Below are 19,494 nucleotides of genomic sequence, written 5' to 3'. Positions count from 1 at the left end.
AGCGGGAGGCGAGCAGCCAGGACTGCACGTCCTTGAGGTCCTGGCCGTCTTCCGCCAGGTGGTGGCGGGTCCATTCACCCTGCTTGTCCAAATGCCAACTCGCCGTTTCGGGCACCATGTAGCGGTTGAGCAAGTCCAGGACATAGCTCGTGTCGTCGCCGCTCGTCAGCTGCACGAGGGCTTCAACCCGGCGGTCGAGGTTGCGGTGCATCATGTCGGCCGAGCCGATGTAAACCACCGGGTCGCCGGCATTGGCGAACGCGAAGACGCGGGAGTGTTCCAGGAAGCGGCCCAGCACGGAGCGGACCGTGATGTTCTCGCTCAGGCCGGGAACGCCGGGCCGCAGGGAGCAGATGCCGCGGACAATGACATCCACCTGCACTCCGGCCTGGGACGCGCGGTACAGGGAATCGATGATGGCTTCGTCCACCATCGAATTGACCTTGATCTGGACGCGGGCGGGGATGCCGGCCCGGGCGTTCCTGATCTCGGTTTCGATCCTGTCGATCAGCCCGGAACGGACCGAGCGCGGCGCCACGAGCAGCCTCTTGAACGTGGACTTCGGCGCGTAGCCGGAGAGCTGGTTGAACAGCTTCGAAAGGTCTTCGCCGACCTGTTCGTTCGCCGTCAGCAGGCCCAGATCCTCGTAGTAGCGGGCCGTACGGGGGTGGTAGTTGCCAGTGCCGATGTGGCAGTAGCGGCGCAGGCCGTCCACTTCCTGGCGGACCACGAGGGAGAGCTTGCAGTGGGTCTTGAGCCCCACGATGCCGTACACCACATGGACGCCTGCCTGTTCCAGTTTCCGGGCCCAGGAGATGTTCGCCTGCTCGTCAAAGCGCGCCTTGATCTCCACGAGCGCCAGGACCTGCTTGCCGGCCTCGGCGGCGTCAATCAGGGCATCGACAATCGGGGAGTCACCGGACGTGCGGTACAGGGTCTGTTTGATGGCCTGGACTTTGGGGTCCGCGGCTGCCTGTTCCAGGAACGCCTGGACCGACGTGGAGAAGGAGTCGTACGGGTGGTGCAGGAGGATGTCCCGTCGCCGCATGGCGGCAAAGACGTTGGCCGCCTTGGACGTTTCCGATTCGTTGAGGTAGCGCGAGGTGTGCGGGACGTGCTTGGGGTAGTGCAGGTCCGCCCGGTCGATCCCGGCAATCACCGAGAGTCCGCGCAGGTCCAGCGGCGCCGGCACGGAGTAGACCTCGGATTCCTCGACGCCGAGCTCGCGGATCAGCAGGGCACGGATGTTCGGGTTGATGTCATTGGTGACCTCAAGGCGGACGGGCGGGCCGAACCGGCGGCGCAGGAGTTCCTTCTCCAAGGCCTGCAGCAGGTTTTCGGCGTCGTCCTCTTCGACCTCGACGTCCTCGTTGCGGGTCACGCGGAAGATGTGGTGTTCCAGGACCTCCATGCCGGCGAACAGCTGGTCCAGGTGCACGGCGATCACTTCTTCGAGCGCGATGAACCGTGCCACCCGTCCCGGGACGGAGCCGGCGCGGGCGCCGTCGATGGAGATCAGGCGCGGGAGCTGGTCAGGGACCTTGACACGGGCGAAGAGCTCCTTGTCGCTGACCGGGTTGCGGACCACCACGGCGAGGTTCAGGGACAGCCCGGAGATGTAGGGGAACGGGTGCGCCGGGTCCACGGCCAGCGGCGTCAGGATCGGGAAAACTTTTTCCGCGAACATGGCGCTGAGCTGGTCCTTGGCCTGCGAGTCGAGTTCCTCCCAGTGCATCAGGTGGATGTGCTCATAGGCCAGCGCCGGACGGATCTGTTCGGCGTAGACCCGGGCGTGGCGCTGCTGCAGCCGGTGGGCCTCCTCCCCGATCTGCTCCAGGACCTGCATGGGGCTCAGCCCGGCAGGGGAGGGGACGGCGAGCCCCGTGGCGATCCGCCGCTTCAGCCCGGCCACCCGGACCATGAAGAACTCGTCCAGGTTGGAGGCGAAGATGGACAGGAAGCTGACCCGCTCCAGCAGGTACAGGTTGGGGTCCTCGGCCAATTCCAGGACCCGCGCGTTGAACGCAAGCCAGCTCAGTTCCCGGTCCAGAAACCGGTCGGGGCGGATGTCGCCTTCCGGTTCCGGGTTCGGCGCGAACTCCGGAATATCGATCCGGTCCTGCGTGGCGCGCGAGGCCGGCACTTCGGAGGAGCCAAAGCGGGCACGTACCGGACGCGCCCCCTTTTCCGGCGTTGCTGGTTCAGACGTGGATGTCCGGGCGGTATCCCGTGGCATGGTGTCTCCTCAATGCTGGCGCGATGTAGCTTCAACCTTACAAGCAATCATGGCCGGATGACCCCAGGTTTCGGCCCGGGCCGGGACGGTTATCCGCCGACTTGACTAACGCCGTCCGGCGCGGGAGCGGCGGCCTGTGCTGGCTGCTGCGGCAACGGCGCGTACATCACATCGACATCCCAGCGGGTGAATCCGAGCCGGCGGTAGAGGGCGACGGCGGGGGTGTTGTCGGCATCGACGTAGAGCATGACGGCGCGGAGCCCCAAGCCCTGGAGATGCCTGATGCCGGCGACCGTGAGGGCCTTGCCGAGCCCGGACCCCTGGGCATCGGGGGTCACGCCCACCACGTAGACCTCGCCCATTGCGGGGTGGTCGCCGTGCCGGGGGTGCACCTTGGTCCAATGGAATCCCAGGATCCGGTCCGCCGGGTCGACGGCCAGCAGGAAGCCCGCGGGATCAAACCACGGTTCGGCCATCCGGGCGTCCAGATCGGCCCGCGTCATGTTGCCTTGCTCCGGGTGGTGTGCGAAAGCGGCCTTGTTTGCGTCCAGCCAGCCGTCCTCGTCCCGGCCGGGCACGAAGGTGCGGAGCTGTACGCCGTCCGGGAGGTGCGCCTCCGGCAGGGCCGCTGCCGCCGTCATCAACCGCATCTTCCACAGCTCACGCACGGCGCCGTAGCCGTAGCGGGCTGCGAGGTCGGCCGCGGCCTCGTGGTTTCCGTGGGACCAGGCTTTCAGGCCGGCGAAGCCGCGGACTGTCCTCAGTTCGCCCAGCAGGCGGTCGCCCACGCCCTGGTTGCGGTAGCTGGGATGGACGGCGACCTCGAGGATGCCGGTGCCGTCGGGTTCCTCGATGACGACGGCGACGCCGGCCAGGTCCTGCGCCGTCGCGGGATCCAACTTGTCGTCAGGGGCATAGAGGGCCAGGGCAAGCACCGAGTGCTCGCCCGTATCGCCGGCGCGCAGCGTGACAAGGGTCTGTTCGGACAGCGGCGGATTGCCGTCGGACTCTTCCGCCGCGGCGACAAGGGCGGCGACGTCCCGCAGCAGCGCGGCGTCCACGGTTCCTTTTTCAGTGTGTACGGGCCAGTTTTCCGGGTGCGCAGGGCTCATGGTGCAAGGCTATCGGGTGCATGGGGGTCAGCGGCCGATTTTGTCGAACTGCGGACGGCCCCGTATAGTCGTTATCTCGTCCGGCGTTGAGCCAGATGCGAGGGGGATCCACCACTGGGGTGGCCTCGATACGTTCGACCCGTATGTCCTCCACTGAGAAGTACTGCTAGATACTGAGAAGTTTGTGCCGATGGTTTGGTGCACCAAGAAGGCCCCGGACTCTGGATTCCAGAGTCCGGGGCCTTCTGCGTTCAGGGCTTGTGTACAGTGCCTGCGTACCGGCGCCGCCGCGTCGTGGCGGCCGTGGCGCTCAGGCCTCGGTCAGTTCGTCCTCGGGCTGGCGGACCAGGGTCAGGCGGTAGCCGACGTTGCGGACGGTGCTGATCAGGTTCTCGTGGTCGGCGCCCAGCTTGGCCCGCAGCCGCCGGACGTGGACATCCACGGTGCGCGTGCCGCCGTAGTAGTCGTAGCCCCAGACTTCGGTCAGCAGCTGCTGGCGGGTGAACACCCGGCCGGGGTGCTGGGCCAGGTATTTCAGCAGCTCAAATTCCTTGAAGGTCAGGTTGAGCGCGGCGCCGTTGACCCGTGCGGTGTAGCTGGCCTCGTCAATCACGACGCCGGCGGCCCGGATTTCGGTCGGCACGTCCTCCTTCTCCGGAACGGCGCGCGCGACGCCGAGCCGGATCCTGGCCTCGACTTCTGCCGGGCCCGCGGATTCCAGGAGGATGTCGTCCACGGCCCACGCCGAGGAGACCGCGGCCATGCCGCCCTCGGTGAGGATCAGCATCAACGGGGCGCTGAGGCCGGTGGCCTTGAGCAGCTGGGTGAGGGAACGTGCGCCGACCAGGTCCTTGCGGGCATCGAGCAGGACGATGTCGCAGGGGTCGGTCTCGAGCAGGGCAGTGGGCTCGGCCGGAAGGATATGCACCCGGTGGTTCAGCAGTTCCAGAGCAGGCAGGACGTCCACGGATGTTCCCGTGCTGTTCGTCAATAGCAGGATGTGCGACATTGTTCCTCCAAGGGGTGTCCGCGCATCGTTGGGCGTCTTGTTGCTGATGTTGAGTATACCTAAGGGCCCCATTCCGGCCATGGTCCCGTCACCTCCGGCGCCTCCTTTTGCGACACATACCGTTCACATAGGGCAGGATTGAACCGTCAGGGCCCGCGGCCCGTCGAAATTGAGCCGAGTCGAATTGGGGTCCGCAGTGAGCGAAGGTCTGGCCATGCTGGGTCTGCCGATGGCGAGCAGACAGTGAAGCCGTGGAGCGTCGGGATCATCGGCCTGGCCGGTCTCGCGGCGATTGTCGCCGGAGCCTATGCCTCGCCTGAGGTCCTCCTGGCCGTCGCGGCGCTCGCCGCCGCCGGCATCGGTATCGGCTGGCCCTACTTTCTCGGCATCCCCGCCAAGAAGACGCTCGCGGTCTTGATTGGCCTGCCCGGCGTCGGGTCGGCAGTGGCTGCGACCTATCTCCCGGCTCCGGGCTTCCTGGACTGGACGCCGTCGTTCTTGGCCGTCGGGGTCATGGCAATCTTCGTCATGCAGCTGATCCGGGGCACCGGTCAGGCCCAGCGCCTCGAATCCACCCTGGGCTCGTGCGCGGGTGTCCTGCTCTCCTGCCTCGGCGCCGGCTGGATTGCGAGTTCGCGCTTCAACGGGGTCCGCGAAATGATCCTCGTGGCGGCCATCAGTTCGGCGATCGCGCTGCTGGCGGGGCTGATCCGCTGGCCGGACCGGATCGTGGCGCCGCTGGGCATCGTGAGCGCCGGCCTTGCCGGGCCGCTCGCCGGCCTGGTGTTCTCCGACATTGCCGTGCTGCCGGCGGCCCTCGTCGGCGTCGTCGTGGGGGCGGTGCTGGTGAGTTTCCGCCGCCTCGTCATCCTCAACGGTGAGGGCCTAAATGTTTTGGCGGCCGTGGGCATGGGGCTCGGGCCGGTTTCTGCTGTCGGTTCACTGGCCTACTTCATAGACAAACTACTCATCTACTAAGCGTTAGGATGGCATCATGTCCGTACTTGCATATGAGATCTTTTTCCTTGTCCTGCTTGGCGTGGCCAGCCTGTCCATGGCGTGGTTTGCCGGCTTTGTCGTGTACCGCCTCTTCAAAGGCCAGAAGTAAGACGTTCCAGACCCCGTAGCTTCCAGAGGTAGATGCTGTGCCGATTGAAATCCCTACTGATCTGACCCCCGAAATCGTTCCGCTGTCCTGGCTCATTGGTGAGTGGGAGGGCAGCGGCCGGCTGGGGGCTGGAGACGAGGACTCCGAGCACTTCCTGCAACACGTCTCGTTTACGCACAACGGCCTGCCGTACCTGCAGTACCGTGCCGAGAGTTGGCTGACCGACGACGAGGGCACCAAACTGCGTCCCCTCACCGTCGAGACCGGCTTCTGGGCGCTGGAGCGTAAGCAGCGCGAGGAGGACGGCGGCCCCGGCCTGATCCCGGCGGACATCGTCCCGGTGCTCAAGAGCGCCGACGAGGTGGAGGCCCTGCGCAACAGCGACGGCGGCTTCGACATCTCGGTCTCCATCGCCCACCCCGGCGGGATCTCGGAGCTGTACTACGGCCAGATCAAGGGCCCCCAGATCCAGCTCAGCACCGACATGGTGATGCGCGGCAGCCACTCCAAGGAGTACACGGCGGCCACCCGGATCTTCGGGCTGGTGGAAGGAAACCTGCTGTGGCGCTGGGACGTGGCCACCGGCAAGAATTCGACGGCGGGCGGCGGCCTGGAGGCCCACGCATCGGCCATCCTCGCCAAAGTAGGCTAATTACGCGGTCTCACTGATTTTTCCGTTGTCACCATCGACCCAGGAGAAATGCCGTGAACGACACAGTCACCAGCTCAGCCGGCAGCACAGCACCCGGCAGCGCCAGCTACGCCGACCTCAAGGCCGTGTTCTTCAACGGCACGCTCAAGAAGTCCCCGGACGTGTCCAACACCCAGGGCCTGATCGAGGTCAGCCGCCGGATCATGGAGAAGCAGGGCGTCACCACCCGCGTGATCCGCACGGTGGACCACGACATCGCCAGCGGGGTCTACCCGGACATGCGCGAACACGGCTGGGCCACCGATGAGTGGCCGGAACTCTACCCGGCCGTCCAGGAAGCGGACATCGTCGTCGTCGCGGGGCCTATCTGGCTGGGGGACAACTCCTCGCAGACCAAGAAGCTCATCGAGCGCCTCTACGCCCACTCCGGGCAGCTGAACGCGAAGGGCCAGTGGGCCTACTATCCGAAGGTGGGCGGCTGCCTCATCACCGGCAATGAGGACGGCATCAAGCATTGCGCCATGAACGTCCTGTACAGCCTCCAGCACATCGGCTTCACCATCCCGCCGCAGGCCGACGCCGGCTGGATCGGTCCCGTCGGGCCGGGACCGAGCTACCTTGACCAGGGGTCCGGGGGGCCGGAGAGCGATTTCACCAACCGCAACACCACCTTCATGGCCTGGAACATGCTGCACCTGGCGCGCATGCTCAAGGATGCGGGCGGCATTCCCGCCTACGGAAACCTGCCCGATGCCTGGAAAGCGGGCACCCGTTTCGACTTTGAAAATCCGGAATACCGCTAGGACCGGCCTGCCCCACAGTCCGGCGGAGCCAGATTGTCCCTGCCGGGGCCGGAACCTGCCGGGCCCGGAATACGCACAGAGCTAAGGACGTTCCTTTCAATATGACTATCAAAAGCCCCCTGTTGTCGCGCCCGGCCGCGGTTGAGGCCGGCGGCGCCGATGCCGGCGTCGCCGCCCACTACGGCGAGCCTCTCCGGGAGCAGCGGGCGCTGGCCGCCGGCACCGCCGTCGTCGATCTCTCACACCGCGGTGTGGTGACGGTCAGCGGGCCGGACCGCCTGAGCTGGCTCAACACGTTGTCCTCCCAGCAGCTCACTTCGCTGGCCCCTGGCCAGTCCACCGAACTGCTGTTGCTGAGCGTGCAGGGCCGGATCGAATTCGACGCCAGGGTGGTGGACGACGGCGCCACGACCTGGCTGATCGTCGAGGCAGCCGAGGCGGCCCCGCTCGCCGAATGGCTCAACAAGATGAAGTTCATGCTCCGGGTCGAAATCGCGGACGTCTCCGCCGACTGGGCCGTACTCGGCTCCACACACCGCATCCCGGAATGGGAGGCGCTGCAGGCCTGGCAAGACCCGTGGCCGCACGTCGGCGCCGGCGGCTACTCCTACGCTGTGGTGGGCGAGGACGCCCATCCAGGACTGGAACGGCCCTGGTTTGAGTACCTGGTCCCCGCGGACGAGCTGGTCGCGACCGTGGGCGACCGTGCCCTCGCCGGCACCATGGCGTCCGAAGCGCTGCGGATTGCGGCGTGGCGGCCCCGCTGGGGCGCGGAAACGGACGACAAGACCATCCCGCATGAGCTCGACCTCCTCCGCACTGCCGTGCACCTGGCCAAGGGCTGCTACAAGGGCCAGGAGACGATCGCGCGAGTCCACAACCTGGGCCACCCGCCGCGCCGTCTCGTGTTCCTCCAGCTCGACGGTTCCCAGCACACCCTGCCCGCGGCCGGCAGCGAGGTGCGTGCGGGCGAGCGGAAGGTGGGCACCGTGACCTCCGTGGCGCAGCACTACGAGATGGGCCCCGTCGCCCTGGCCGTGATCAAACGCTCCGTCGCCCCGGACGAGGTCCTGACCGTCGTGGACGGGGACGAGCCGTACTCCGCGGCCCAGGAAGTCATTGTGGCCCCCGACGCCGGCCAGGTGGTAGGCCKCCAGACCGGCTTCCTGCGGGGCACCCGATGAGCGGCGAGTCCAAAGTGAACGAGCCGGGCGCCGCGCCCGACGACGAGACACTCGCGCTGGCGCACGCGCTCTTCGACGCCGCCCGCGAGGGCAACTCCGCTCTGCTGGGCAGCTACCTGGCCGCCGGCGCCCCGGCCACGCTGACCACCTCCTCCGGCGACTCGCTGGTGATGCTGGCGGCGTACCACGGCCACGCCGGCACTGTCCGGCTGATCCTGGACCACGGCGGCGACGCCAACACGCCGAACGACCGCGGCCAGACCCCGCTGGCCGGTGCTGTCTTCAAGGGCTACACGGACGTGGCCCGGGAACTGCTGGACGCCGGGGCCGACCCGGACGCCGGCACCCCCACCGCGCGGGCCGCTGCGCAGATGTTCGCCCGGACGGACATCCTGGCCCTCCTCGGCTGACCAATCGCACCTGGGGCCGGGGCGCGGCCGGCCCGGGTTTGGGAGGATTGCCCTCAAATACTCCACGTGGAATAATCTTTAGTGGAGTAACTGCCGTTTAGGCCGAAGAGAACACTGCTAAACCGAGAAGGACTGCACCATGGCCCGGGCAACCGCATTGACACCCCTAGGTGTCGCCGCACTTTCCCTGCTCGTGGAAGAGCCGATGCATCCCTACGAGATGTACCAGCTCCTGATCGCACGGCACGAGGACCGGCTGGTCAAGGTGCGGCCAGGAACGCTTTATCACGCCGTCGGGCGGCTCGAGGATCGGGGGCTGGTCACAGCCACGGGAACGGACCGGGGAGGCAACCGTCCGGAGCGCACCACCTACACGATCTCGGCTGCCGGCCGCGAAGCGTTCACGACGTGGCTGCAGGACATGCTCGCCGCCCCGGTCAACGAATACCCGGCCTTCCCGCTGGCCATCTCCGAGGCCTACAACCTGCCCGCCGGCGTCGTCGTGGAACTCCTCGACCGGCGTCTTCAGGCGTTGGAGGAACAGCTCGGCTTCCTGGTCTCCGGCGAGGACCTGCTCGCGAAGAAGGGCGTGGAGCGCAAGTACTGGATCGATGTCCAGTTCCAGCTGAGCACGCTGCGCGCCGAAATCGCCTGGATCCGCAGCCTTCAGGACCAGCTCCGCTCCGGCGAACTGCCGTGGTGAACTCCGCGCAGGACCGCGGCCGGGACCCGGCCGCCCCCACACACAGCCCATCCACCGTTTCACACCAGCCCCTAAGGAACCGCATGGAAAACGTAGCCCGGCCATGGCCGGCACTCTGGTCCCTGGTGATCGGCTTCTTCATGATCCTGATCGACACCACCATCGTCTCGGTGGCCAACCCCAGCATTATGGAGGGCCTCAACACTGACATTAACTCGGTGATCTGGGTCACCAGCGCCTACCTGCTCGCCTATGCCGTGCCGCTGCTGATCACGGGCCGGCTCGGGGACCGTTTCGGTCCGAAGAAGCTCTACCTCTCCGGACTCGTCGTCTTCACTGTGGCATCGCTGTGGTGCGGCCTCTCCGGCAGCGTCGAGATCCTCATCGCGGCCCGTGTGGTCCAGGGACTCGGCGCGGCCATGATGACGCCGCAGACCATGGCCGTCATTACCCGGATCTTCCCCCCGGACCGCCGCGGAGCGGCCATGGGCATCTGGGGTGCCACGGCCGGCGTCGCCACGCTGGTTGGCCCGATCCTCGGCGGCGTGCTGGTGGACGGCCTCGGCTGGGAATGGATCTTCTTCATCAACGTTCCCGTCGGGATTGTCGGCTTCATCCTCGCCCAGCGTTTCGTGCCCTCGCTGACAACCCACCCGCACAAGTTCGATATTCCCGGCGTGCTGCTCAGCGCCCTCGGCCTGTTCCTCCTGGTCTTCGGCATCCAAGAGGGCGCGACGTACGACTGGGGCACCATCGCCGGCCCCATCACCGTCTGGGGCCTGATCATCAGCGGCATCGCCGTGCTGGTGGTCTTCGTCCTGTGGCAGAAGTTCAACACGGGTGAACCGCTGCTGCCCCTGTCCCTTTTCAAGGACCGGAACTTCTCGCTCGCCAACATTGCGATCACCACGGTGGGCTTCACCGTCACCGCGTTCAGCCTGCCGCTGATCTTCTACTACCAGATCGTCCGCGGACTGACCCCGACCCAGTCGGCGCTCATGATGGTGCCGATGGCGCTGATCTCGGGCGGCCTCGCCCCCGTCGTCGGCCGGATCATCGACAAGGTCAACCCGAAATTCATCACCGCGACCGGCCTGGTCCTGATGTCCGTGGCGCTGTTCTGGAATGCCCTGCTCATGCACCCGGACACCCCCATCTGGCTGTTCCTCCTGCCGAGCGCAGTGCTGGGCTTCGCCAATGCAGGCATCTGGGCGCCGTTGAGTTCCACCGTCACACGCAACCTGCCGCCGCGGCAGGCGGGAGCCGGCTCAGGCGTCTACAACACGACCCGCCAGATCGGCGCCGTACTCGGCAGCGCCGCCATCGCCGTCCTGATCCAGTCGCGGCTTGCGGCCGAGCTCCCCGCCCGGCCCGGAGCAGGCGCAGACGCCAGCCCGATGGGCTTCGGCGGGGCCTTGCCGGCGGAACTTCATGAAGGGTTCTCGACGGCGATGGGCCAATCCATCCTGCTGCCGGCGGCGGTCATTCTGCTCGGTGCTGCCGTGGCGCTGTTCTTCGCCAAGCCCAAGCCGGTCCAGGGCTGGGGCGAACCAGATGCTGCCGCAGCCACAGCCGCAGCAGCCGCCGCGGACCAAGCGGACGCGGACGAAGCCGACGCGGACAGGGCCGCAGCGGAGCGCGGCTAGCCTGGCGGCATCCGGATCAGCCCAGCAGCACGCTGGTCTGGATGCCGCCCGCAGAAAATCCCAGGCTCCGGGCCAGCGCCAGCGACCCCTTGTTGCTAACTTCTGAACGCCACTGCAGCGTCAGCCCGGCGGCGAGGGCCTCGTGGGCGGCTACCGAGGCGGCCAGCTTGCCCAGGCCGTGGCGCCGCCATTCGGGCGAGACCAGCACGCCCATATGGGCCAGCAGCCCTTCCCATTCCGCATACGCCCCGCAGGCCACCGGCGTCCGCCGCCCGTCTTCCAGATGCAGGACGGTGAAGCGGTGTTCCAGGTCGGCGAGGCCCACCTCGTTGACGTCGTCGGGCGGGCAGAACGTCTCCAGTTCGATCGCTTCCGGGTTCCCGTGCGAGACCGTCAACTCCCCGGCAGGCTGCTGCAGGGGGAGGTCGTCGGCGAAGAAGAGTGCCGCGGCGCCGAGCCCGTGGCCGCCGTGCCCGCGGGTGATGGTCAGCAGCGTCACGTGCTGGGCCAGTTCCTCGTCCGAGAGACCCTCGGCGGCGTCCAGCGCCCACTGCGGGCCCACCAGGGCGGAATTGCCGAACAGGCGGACGAACTGCAGGGACCGGGCTGTCTCATCCGCCCGGGTGAGCCTCACGCCGGCGGCAGCCGCGAAGGCGCCGTCGTCGAACCCCAGGCGGCGCGCCCATGCGAGCTGGACAATTTCTGCGGAACCGGGCTCAAGAGTCATGAATCAACCCTACCCACCGCGGCCGGGCGTCCGGTTGCCCCCTGCCTGGCTGCGGCGCTGCCCGCCCGGCTCTTCCCGGCGGGCCGCGCCGAGCCGGACCCCGCCGGTGTTGTCCCGCTTAGCCGAAGAGGACTGCGGCCTCGTCGTAGCGGCTCTGCGGTACGGACTTGAGGTTGCCGAGTGCGGCGTCGAAACCGACATGCACAATATCCGTGCCGTGCAGCGACACCATGGTGCCCCAGCGCTTTTCCACTACCGAATCGATGGCGGCCATGCCCAGGCGGGTGGCCAGGACCCGGTCGAACGCCGTCGGGACGCCACCGCGCTGGATGTGGCCAAGGACCGTCGCACGGGTCTCGATGCCGGTGCGGGCCTCCAGTTCGGGGGCAAGCATTTCGGCGATGCCGCCGAGGCGGGGCCGGCCAAAGGTGTCGAGGCCGCGCTCCGAATGCGGGGACTCCTGGCCTTCGGGCACAAACCCCTCGGCGACGACGAGCAGCGGGGCGCGGCCACGGTCGTGGGCGGAGACGACCCACTCGGCGATCTGTTCCATGGAGGCCTTCTGTTCCGGGATCAGGATGGCGTGGGCGCCCGAGGCCATTCCGGCGTGCAAGGCGATCCAGCCCACATGCCGTCCCATGACTTCGGCAATCATGCAGCGGTGGTGGGACTCTCCGGTGGTGCGCAGCCGGTCGATTGCCTCGGTGGCGATTTCCACGGCCGTGTCGAAGCCGAAGGTGTAGTCCGTGGCGTCCAGGTCGTTGTCGACCGTCTTGGGCACGCCCACGATTTTGAGGCCGGCGTCGGTGAGCCGCTTTGCGGCGGCCAGGGTGCCTTCGCCGCCGATGGCGATGATGGCGTCGATCCCGAGCCGGTCMATGTTGGCTTTGATGACCTCGGGACCGCCGCCGTTCTCAAACGGGTTGGTTCGGGACGTGCCCAGGATGGTGCCGCCCTGCTTGGCGATGCCGCGGACCATGGTGCGGGGAATTTCCACGATGTCGCCCTCGACAACGCCGCGCCAGCCATCCTTGAATCCTACGAACTGCTGGCCGTGGACCGCGATTCCTTTGAGGACGGCGCCACGGATGACGGCGTTCAGGCCGGGGCAGTCTCCGCCGCTGGTGAGGATTCCAATTTTCATGTCTTGGCTCAAATCCTGGTTTGAAGGGGTACAGGCAGAGCGCCACGCTGAGCTCACCCTAGAGTCTAGTGGCGGGTGTGGGGCAGGACACAAACGGTTACAAAAGGTGCCCCCGCCATGATGGCGGGGGCACCTTTTCGTGGTGCGGGGCAGCTACCGGGGAAGGTTGCCGCCGGGCCGGCCCGGCCTGTGAGTGGCCGGCCTGTGATTGGACGGCCGGTGACGGATGTCAGGGCCGGGAGGAACGCTTCGAGAGGAAGCTTTGGAGGACGATTGCGTTGCGCTGGTCCGGGAGGAGGAGCCAGGCCGCGAGGTAGACCACGAACGCCGGGCCAGGGAGCAGGCTCAGGAGCAGATAGGCGATCCGGACATAGGCCACATCAACGTTCAGTTTGGCGGCAACCCCGCCGCAAACGCCGCCAACCCAGCGCTGCGGACCACGTTTCAGGCCGAGGCCCCGGATGGTGTCGAAGAATTTATCCATGGCTCAAGACTTCCCTGTAGTTGACTTATTGTCACGCCTGCGCGCCGAGACCAGGCCGCCCACGACCAGGGCGCCCCCTGCCCCGATCATCAGGCCGATCAGCACATAGGTGCCGTTGAGGGCCACGAGGCCGAGCCGGGAAATGATGATCAGTGCGGCCAATGCCACCACTGTCAGTCCCCAGACCACTGTGCCCACCCGGGCGGGCGAACCCGCTTCGGGGTCGTGCCCGGCGTCGGCCAGCGGCGAGTCGTCATAGCTGCTCATGTCAGTTGCCTTCCTTGATGGTCACGTTGCTGACGGTGCCGGAGATCTCCAGGACCAGCCGGGCGCCCGGTTTTGCGGTGTTGTAGTCGCTTTGCTGCGTCGTCATGCCGCCGCGGTCCTGGTTGCCGTCGTGGAGGTTGCCCATGGTCATGTCCGCCTGGACGTGCACCGGAACGGTGGCGGGGATGACGACTGTGAGGTTGCTGGCCGTCGCGTCGATCGGAACTACGACATCGGAGCCCAGGGGCGGATTCAGCGCCAGCTTGGTCAGGTCCACGGTTCCGGCGCCGCCGGTGATCTCGAAGCCGCCTTGGGCCTGCTGAATGCTCGCCGGAGCCCAGTCGGCGTTCTGGAAGCGGAACCGGTCCCCGTGGGGGACCACGCTGAAAATGGCGCCGATCAGCAGGGCCACGACTGAGAAGAAGCCCAGGATCCCGGAGGTCCGGCCCCGCAGCCCTGCAAACAGGATCCCGAGGCCCAGGATGGCCGCGCCGAAGGCCCAGACCAGCGCGTTGCCGGCATCGCCGAGATCGATCACGTTGGCTGCGTCGAGGGCCTTGATGCTCCCGCCCACCAGGAGGGCGGAGCCGACGGTGATGGCGACCGCCGGAGCGCCCGGGCCAAGGTTGCGCGCGGCCGGTGCGGGCGGTGTGGCGCCGGACCCCGGTCCGTAGCCGTCTGGGGGAACAGGGCCGGGCGGTACTGGGCCGGACGCAATGGGTCCCGACGGCGGGGGCGGACCCCAGTCCGGACCGGTGCCGGTGACTCGAGAGCTGTCAGCCAGGTCGCCATATGTCCGGCCGCTGCCCTGCGGGAAGCTGCCTGCCGATGGCGGCCCGGCGGCGGTGCGGGGGCTAGCCGCAAAAGCCGCGGCGCCGGCCGGGCTGCCGGAGTCGTAATGCGACGGCATGGCAGTGGCCCCGTCCCGGATCTTGTTGCGTTGGGTCAGGTAGTAGACGAGGTAGATGGCCCCGCCCACCCAGAAGACGGTCCAGACGAAGGCGCCAAAGCCGAAGCGGTCCCAGCCCCAGACCCCGGTGCCCAGGCTGGGGAAACCGATGACCGAGGTGATGAGCGCGCCGGTCATGCCGGCCGTCCACCGCCCTGCGGCGGCCTCMTGGACGTGAATGCGGCCGTCGGGTTCGGGCAGCAAGGCCCAGGCCAGGCCGTAGGCGAGAACGCCAATTCCGGCGAAGACGGTCAGGACGATCAGGACGCCGCGGATAATCAGCGGGTCGACGCCGAGCCGGTGGGCTATGCCGCTGGCCACGCCGCCGATCCAGCGGTCGCGTCCGCGGTAAATGCCCTGGCTGCGGATCCAGTCGAAGAAATTCTGGGTTTGCCGGCCGGGCAACGGCCCATTCGGATCGCCGGGCGGGTAAAGCCGCGGCGGCTCCGGCGGCGCGCCGCCCGGCCCGGAGAAGGCCGGAGCGGGCTGGCCCGTGCCTGGAAGTTCGGGGACGGAACGTTCCGTGTGCGGAAGGTCTGCGGCGGGGCGTTCGGGTTCGGTACGTTCCGGTTCTGGAAGTTCCGATTCTGGAAGTTCGGGGCGGGATAGATCCGTGGCCGGCCGGTCTGCGGAGGCCGGGCCTTCATCGGGGTGCGGAGTGTGCGGGTTCATACTTCGATCCTTCCCGTTCCCGATGCCGGCCTCTACTGGGGAACACCCTGAACGGTCCCTGAGTGGCCCCCGGTTGGGCCCTCAAACGCGTCCGGGAAACCCCGATCCGTGCTTGGATTGAGGCATGACAACCGCGCCCGCCCGCCCGCCGCTGGTCCGCAGCAGCGACCGCGTGATTGCCGGCGTGTGCGCGGGCCTCGCCAACCACCTGGGCTGGCCGGTGCGCATGGTCAGGATCGGCATGGCAGTGGCCGCGCTCGCCGGCGGGGCCGGGGTGGCCTTCTACGCCTGGCTTTGGATCATGGTCCCCACGGCGGATGAAAACGCCCGGCGCACCGCCCGCCGCCCGGCGTCGCCCATCGCTCCGGCAGTGAGCTTCCCGGACACCCCGGGCGTCGCAAACCTGTCCGACGCCCCCGGCATGCCGGGAGCTCCCGGAACCAGTGGAACGCCAACGAAGGCGGCGCCGGGGTCCTGGCGGTCCAAAGTCTCCGGCATGCCCTTCGGCAAGGAGATCCTGCTGGGCGCGGGCCTGTTGCTGGCCGCCGGGATCCTGATCGCCCGGCTCGTTGGGGTTGACGTGCCGCTGGGAACCCTGATCCCGGTCGCTGCGATCCTGGGCGGTGCCGCGATCGCCTGGATGCAACTGGACGAGACCCGCCGGGCGGGGCTCGTGGACAAGACCAAAGCGGACCAGGCCGGCGGCTGGGCCCGCCTCGCGGCCGGGCTCGCCCTCGTCGTGGCCGGGGTGCTGGTCATGGTGTCCGGCTCGGGGTCCTGGGAACAGACCTGGCTCGCCCTCCTGGCCTCGGTGGCCGTGCTCGGCGGCGTGGCCCTGGTGCTCCTGCCATGGGGGCTGAAGTTCTGGCGCGACCTGGAAACCGAGCGCGCGGGGCGGGTCCGCGCCACCGAGCGTGCCGAGATCGCCGCCCACCTCCATGACTCCGTGCTGCAGACCCTCGCCCTGATCCAACGCCGGGCCGCCAACGAGCACGATGTCATCAGGCTGGCCCGCGCGCAGGAGCGCGAGCTGCGTGGCTGGCTGTACCGGGACTCCGACAAGGAATCCGGCCAGCTGTCCGACGGCATCAAGGCCGCCGCAGCCGAGGTCGAGGACGCCCTGGGAAACGCCGTCGAGGTGGTCAGCGTGGGGGACTGCGCCATGACCCAACGCCACGAGGCCCTCGTCCAGGCATCCCGAGAGGCCATGCTGAACGCCGCCCGGCACGGCGGCGGCGCCGTGTCCGTGTACCTGGAAGTCACCGACGCCGCCGCGGAAGTTTTCGTCAAGGACCGGGGCCCGGGCTTCGATCCGGATTCCGTTCCCCCGGACAGGCTCGGCGTCAGGGAATCGATCATCGGCCGGATGAACCGCCACGGCGGCACCGCCGCGATCACCAGCAGCCCGGACGGCACCGAAGTGCGGCTCCGGCTGCCCATCGCCGCCGCCTCTGCCGGAACTGCCGCGGCCGCCGCCAACAACGCCAACGGAGAGGCCAAACCGTGACCAGCCCAACGTCAGGAAACCCTGTGCAACGAAACCCTGTGCAAGGAAGCCCCGCCCCGATTCGAGTGGTGATCGTGGACGACCACGCCATCTTCCGCTCCGGGTTGAAGGCGGACCTGGACCCGGACATCGTCGTCGCGGGGGAGGCCGGAACGGTGGAGGAGGCAATCGCCGTCATCGCAGTCCAGCGCCCCGACGTCGTGCTCCTTGACGTCCATCTTCCCGGCGGCCGGGGTGGCGGCGGACGCGAGGTCCTGGCCGGCTCGGCGCCCCTGCTGGGCACCACGCGGTTCCTGGCGCTGAGCGTCTCCGACGCGGCAGAAGATGTGGTGTCCGTGATCCGGGCCGGCGCGCGCGGCTATGTCACCAAGACCATCTCCGGCGCGGAGATCAGCGGCGCCGTCCGCCGCGTGGCCGGCGGCGACGCCGTCTTCTCACCCCGGCTGGCGGGCTTCGTCCTGGACGCGTTCGGCACGGCCCCCGCGGACATCGCCGACGACGAGCTCGACAAGCTCTCGGCGCGGGAACTCGAAGTGATGCGCCTTATCGCCCGCGGCTACAGCTACAAGGAGGTGGCCAAAGGACTGTTCATCTCGATCAAGACCGTTGAAACCCACGTCTCGGCCGTGCTGCGCAAACTCCAGCTCTCCAGCCGCCACGAGCTGACCCGCTGGGCCGCCGAGCGCCGCCTCCTTTAACGACAAACGCTCCCGCAAGTCCGGCGCCTAAAACCCGGACGCTCCCGCACGTCCGGCGCCTAAAACCAGGGCGCTCCCGCACTTCAGGCGCTTTTAGGCCCGACGCTTCCGCAGGTGGTGCGGTAATGCGGCGGGCGCTCGTCCGTTCTGCGGGAGCGTCGGGAATGTATGCTGCAGGACCTGCGGGAGCGTCAGTAGGAATGGTGCAGGACCTGCGGGAGCGTTTGGTAGGTTACTACTTCGCCTTGCCGAGGAAGTCCTGCAGGCGGGCGACGCCCGTGGCCAGGTCGTCGTCGCCGAGTGCATAGGACAGGCGCAGGTAGCCGGACGGGCCGAACGCCTCGCCGGGAACCACAGCCACCTCGACCTCGTCCAGGATCAGCGCCGCGAGTTCGGCAGAGGTGGCCGGCCGCACCGGGCCGTTCGCAGACGGGAACTCCTTGCCCAGCAGCGCGCGGACGTCCGCGTACACGTAGAACGCGCCCTTCGGCGTCGGGCAGTCAACGCCGTCAATCGCGTTCAGACCCGCGACGATCGCCTTGCGGCGGCGGTCGAATGCCACCTTCATCTCATCGACGGCGGTCAGCGGCCCGGACACAGCAGCGAGGGCGGCGACCTGGGGGATGTTGGASACGTTCGASGTSGCGTGCGACTGCAGGTTGGTGGCGGCYTTGATGACGTCCGCSGGSCCGATCATCCAGCCCACGCGCCAGCCGGTCATSGCRTARGTCTTGGCGACGCCGTTGAGGATGACCACCTTGTCGCCGAGCTCGGGCACCGCGGTGGCGATCGAGGTGAACGGCACGCCGTCGTAGGTCAGGTGTTCGTAGATCTCGTCGGTGACAACCCACAGGCCCTTGGACGCTGCCCACTGGCCGATCTCCTTGACCTGCTCCGGCGAGTACACGGCGCCGGTGGGGTTGGAAGGGGAGACGAAGAGCAGGATCTTGGTGCGCTCGGTAAGGGACGCTTCCAGCTGGTCCACGGTGACCAGGTAGCCCTGCTCCGGGCCAGCGAAGACCTCCACCGGCACGCCGCCGGCCAGCCGGATGGCCTCCGGGTACGTGGTCCAAAACGGGGTCGGAACAATGACCTCGTCGCCCGGATCCAGCAGGGTGGCGAAGGTGTTGTAGACGGCCTGCTTGCCGCCGTTGGTCACCAGCACCTGGGACGCCGCCGCCTGGTAGCCCGAATCCCGGAAGGTCTTGTCCGCGATGGCCTGCTTCAGTTCGGGGAGCCCGCCGGCGGGGGAGTAGCGGTGGTATTTCGGTTGGCTGGCGGCCTCGATGGCGGCCTGCACAATGTAGCCGGGGGTCGGGAAGTCGGGTTCCCCGGCACCGAAGCCAATGACCGGACGGCCGGCTGCCTTCAGCGCCTTCGCCTTGGCATCGACGGCCAGAGTGGCGGATTCGGCTATGGCGGAAATGCGCTGGGAAATGCGGGCAGCAGACATGGGCGGGTCCGTTCTTCGCTTGCAGCTGGAAGGCTGGATATGGGATTCGACGAAATCTACTCTATGCTGTTCAGCGGATCCCCCGGGGTGCCTGAACCCGAATGTGACTGACGGCTGTCAGTTGGTTTTCGCAGGCACGCAGGGGTCCGGAAGAGGGCCGGTTCGACGTAGGCGCAGTTGTTGCGTAGACTGGTTCTCCGGTGTTGAAAACACGATGATGGCCTGCGCCTCAGGGAAGCCTGTGGGACGCATCGGCCGGAGCGGTTTTTCTCCCCGAAGGGTAGTGGCGCAATTGGTAGCGCAGCGGTCTCCAAAACCGCAGGTTGCAGGTTCGAGTCCTGTCTGCCCTGCGCATGCTGTTCCGGATTATCCGGAACCAGCGCAGCAACCATGGTTCAGTTCAGAGCCGGGTATCCGATCATTGCGAGGATGAGTGAGGACCAGGTGACCGAAACAGCTGCCAGCAGCTCCAAAGGCCGCCCCGCCAAGAATGCCGCCAAGCCCGGCTTCTTCGCTCGTATCGCGATCTTCATCCGCCAGGTCATTGGCGAACTGAAGAAGGTCGTCGCACCGACCCGTAAAGAACTGATCAACTACACGCTCGTGGTACTGGTGTTCGTGACCATCATGATGGTGATCGTCACCTTGCTGGACCTGGCCTTTGGGACCGCGGTCAGCTGGGTCTTCGGCGGCAGCGCCCCCACGGACAGCTAAGGCGACCGGTCCGCAG

Annotated in this window: 19 protein-coding genes and 1 tRNA gene; 11 read left to right on the top strand and 9 right to left on the bottom strand. The window is 67.6% G+C overall.

Going from position 1 to position 19,494, the window contains the following annotated elements; genetic code table 11:
* The 3 genes from AC1D1S_RS04545 to AC1D1S_RS04535 form a co-directional block, all read right to left on the bottom strand.
* Window positions 1-2,236, bottom strand: a 2,236-nt coding sequence (locus tag AC1D1S_RS04545; RefSeq protein WP_476993840.1) for an RNA degradosome polyphosphate kinase, incomplete at its 3' end; no start/stop codon positions are given.
* Window positions 2,237-2,325: 89 nt separating this feature from the next.
* Window positions 2,326-3,348: a mycothiol synthase gene (gene mshD / locus AC1D1S_RS04540; RefSeq protein ID WP_476945741.1), complete on the bottom strand. Its 1,023-nt coding sequence runs from the start codon at window positions 3,346-3,348 to the stop codon at window positions 2,326-2,328.
* A 310-nt stretch (window positions 3,349-3,658) separates the two neighbouring features.
* The gene (locus AC1D1S_RS04535) at window positions 3,659-4,357 is read right to left on the bottom strand and encodes a winged helix-turn-helix transcriptional regulator (RefSeq protein ID WP_028276526.1); all 699 of its coding nucleotides are present in this window, start codon (window positions 4,355-4,357) and stop codon (window positions 3,659-3,661) included.
* A 243-nt stretch (window positions 4,358-4,600) separates the two neighbouring features.
* Between AC1D1S_RS04535 and AC1D1S_RS04530 the strand changes: the two genes are divergently transcribed.
* The 7 genes from AC1D1S_RS04530 to AC1D1S_RS04500 all read left to right on the top strand — a co-directional run bounded on the left by AC1D1S_RS04530 (window position 4,601) and on the right by AC1D1S_RS04500 (window position 10,863).
* A complete protein-coding gene (locus tag AC1D1S_RS04530) occupies window positions 4,601-5,335 on the top strand; it encodes a permease (protein ID WP_223913795.1) in 735 nt (244 codons plus the stop codon).
* Between the two features lie 167 nt (window positions 5,336-5,502).
* A complete protein-coding gene (locus AC1D1S_RS04525) occupies window positions 5,503-6,117 on the top strand; it encodes a nitrobindin family protein (RefSeq protein WP_079550149.1) in 615 nt (204 codons plus the stop codon).
* 53 nt (window positions 6,118-6,170) lie between these two features.
* Window positions 6,171-6,920: a flavodoxin family protein gene (locus AC1D1S_RS04520; protein ID WP_476945742.1), complete on the top strand. Its 750-nt coding sequence runs from the start codon at window positions 6,171-6,173 to the stop codon at window positions 6,918-6,920.
* Between the two features lie 101 nt (window positions 6,921-7,021).
* The gene (gene ygfZ / locus AC1D1S_RS04515) at window positions 7,022-8,104 is read left to right on the top strand and encodes a CAF17-like 4Fe-4S cluster assembly/insertion protein YgfZ (protein ID WP_476993839.1); all 1,083 of its coding nucleotides are present in this window, start codon (window positions 7,022-7,024) and stop codon (window positions 8,102-8,104) included.
* The gene (locus AC1D1S_RS04510; protein ID WP_043435923.1) at window positions 8,101-8,514 is read left to right on the top strand and encodes an ankyrin repeat domain-containing protein; all 414 of its coding nucleotides are present in this window, start codon (window positions 8,101-8,103) and stop codon (window positions 8,512-8,514) included. Before ygfZ ends, AC1D1S_RS04510 begins: the two co-directional genes overlap by 4 nt.
* 139 nt (window positions 8,515-8,653) lie before the next feature.
* On the top strand, window positions 8,654-9,217 hold the full coding sequence (locus AC1D1S_RS04505) for a PadR family transcriptional regulator (RefSeq protein WP_476944008.1): 564 nt from the start codon (window positions 8,654-8,656) through the stop codon (window positions 9,215-9,217).
* 83 nt (window positions 9,218-9,300) lie between these two features.
* Entirely contained in the window at window positions 9,301-10,863 is a 1,563-nt protein-coding gene (locus AC1D1S_RS04500) for an MFS transporter (RefSeq protein WP_476944007.1), read from the top strand.
* Between the two features lie 16 nt (window positions 10,864-10,879).
* Here the strand turns inward: AC1D1S_RS04500 and AC1D1S_RS04495 are convergent, their stop codons facing one another.
* The 5 genes from AC1D1S_RS04495 to AC1D1S_RS04475 form a co-directional block, all read right to left on the bottom strand.
* Window positions 10,880-11,590, bottom strand: coding sequence for a GNAT family N-acetyltransferase (locus AC1D1S_RS04495; protein WP_028276531.1), 711 nt, complete (start codon window positions 11,588-11,590; stop codon window positions 10,880-10,882).
* Between the two features lie 118 nt (window positions 11,591-11,708).
* The gene (locus tag AC1D1S_RS04490; protein ID WP_476993838.1) at window positions 11,709-12,734 is read right to left on the bottom strand and encodes a 6-phosphofructokinase; all 1,026 of its coding nucleotides are present in this window, start codon (window positions 12,732-12,734) and stop codon (window positions 11,709-11,711) included.
* Between the two features lie 229 nt (window positions 12,735-12,963).
* On the bottom strand, window positions 12,964-13,218 hold the full coding sequence (locus AC1D1S_RS04485; protein ID WP_028276532.1) for a PspC domain-containing protein: 255 nt from the start codon (window positions 13,216-13,218) through the stop codon (window positions 12,964-12,966).
* Window positions 13,219-13,221: 3 nt separating this feature from the next.
* Window positions 13,222-13,485 carry a hypothetical protein gene (locus AC1D1S_RS04480; protein ID WP_028276533.1) on the bottom strand — a complete coding sequence of 88 codons (264 nt, stop codon included), beginning with the start codon at window positions 13,483-13,485 and terminating at the stop codon, window positions 13,222-13,224.
* A 1-nt stretch (window position 13,486) separates the two neighbouring features.
* On the bottom strand, window positions 13,487-15,106 hold the full coding sequence (locus AC1D1S_RS04475) for a PspC domain-containing protein (RefSeq protein ID WP_476993837.1): 1,620 nt from the start codon (window positions 15,104-15,106) through the stop codon (window positions 13,487-13,489).
* A gap of 124 nt (window positions 15,107-15,230) precedes the next feature.
* On the opposite strand from AC1D1S_RS04475, the gene AC1D1S_RS04470 reads away from it, so the two are divergent.
* Both AC1D1S_RS04470 and AC1D1S_RS04465 read left to right on the top strand, forming a co-directional pair.
* The gene (locus AC1D1S_RS04470) at window positions 15,231-16,613 is read left to right on the top strand and encodes an ATP-binding protein (RefSeq protein ID WP_476993836.1); all 1,383 of its coding nucleotides are present in this window, start codon (window positions 15,231-15,233) and stop codon (window positions 16,611-16,613) included.
* Between the two features lie 65 nt (window positions 16,614-16,678).
* A complete protein-coding gene (locus tag AC1D1S_RS04465; protein WP_243181155.1) occupies window positions 16,679-17,311 on the top strand; it encodes a LuxR C-terminal-related transcriptional regulator in 633 nt (210 codons plus the stop codon).
* A gap of 235 nt (window positions 17,312-17,546) precedes the next feature.
* Here the strand turns inward: AC1D1S_RS04465 and AC1D1S_RS04460 are convergent, their stop codons facing one another.
* Window positions 17,547-18,764 (bottom strand): pyridoxal phosphate-dependent aminotransferase, encoded by a 1,218-nt coding sequence (locus tag AC1D1S_RS04460; RefSeq protein WP_243181093.1) that lies wholly within the window; start codon window positions 18,762-18,764, stop codon window positions 17,547-17,549.
* A gap of 277 nt (window positions 18,765-19,041) precedes the next feature.
* Here AC1D1S_RS04460 and AC1D1S_RS04455 point away from each other — a divergent pair.
* Window positions 19,042-19,114, top strand: a tRNA-Trp gene (locus AC1D1S_RS04455).
* A 79-nt stretch (window positions 19,115-19,193) separates the two neighbouring features.
* Entirely contained in the window at window positions 19,194-19,478 is a 285-nt protein-coding gene (gene secE / locus AC1D1S_RS04450; protein WP_026266472.1) for a preprotein translocase subunit SecE, read from the top strand.
* Window positions 19,479-19,494 lie beyond the last annotated feature (16 nt).

The organism is Arthrobacter sp. P1_A5, from assembly GCF_056406825.1.
The sequence above is the reverse complement of the archived record's forward strand: the minus strand, read 5'-3'. Positions and strand labels throughout refer to the sequence as shown.

Coding starts and splice junctions, on each gene's coding strand:
- AC1D1S_RS04500 (WP_476944007.1), top strand. CDS start 9,301: ATGGAAAACGTAGCCCGGCCATGGCCGGCACTCTGGTCCCTGGTGATC.
- secE (WP_026266472.1), top strand. CDS start 19,194: ATGAGTGAGGACCAGGTGACCGAAACAGCTGCCAGCAGCTCCAAAGGC.
- AC1D1S_RS04470 (WP_476993836.1), top strand. CDS start 15,231: ATGACAACCGCGCCCGCCCGCCCGCCGCTGGTCCGCAGCAGCGACCGC.
- AC1D1S_RS04495 (WP_028276531.1), bottom strand. CDS start 11,590: ATGACTCTTGAGCCCGGTTCCGCAGAAATTGTCCAGCTCGCATGGGCG.
- AC1D1S_RS04505 (WP_476944008.1), top strand. CDS start 8,654: ATGGCCCGGGCAACCGCATTGACACCCCTAGGTGTCGCCGCACTTTCC.
- AC1D1S_RS04485 (WP_028276532.1), bottom strand. CDS start 13,218: ATGGATAAATTCTTCGACACCATCCGGGGCCTCGGCCTGAAACGTGGT.
- AC1D1S_RS04535 (WP_028276526.1), bottom strand. CDS start 4,357: ATGTCGCACATCCTGCTATTGACGAACAGCACGGGAACATCCGTGGAC.
- AC1D1S_RS04480 (WP_028276533.1), bottom strand. CDS start 13,485: ATGAGCAGCTATGACGACTCGCCGCTGGCCGACGCCGGGCACGACCCC.
- AC1D1S_RS04510 (WP_043435923.1), top strand. CDS start 8,101: ATGAGCGGCGAGTCCAAAGTGAACGAGCCGGGCGCCGCGCCCGACGAC.
- mshD (WP_476945741.1), bottom strand. CDS start 3,348: ATGAGCCCTGCGCACCCGGAAAACTGGCCCGTACACACTGAAAAAGGA.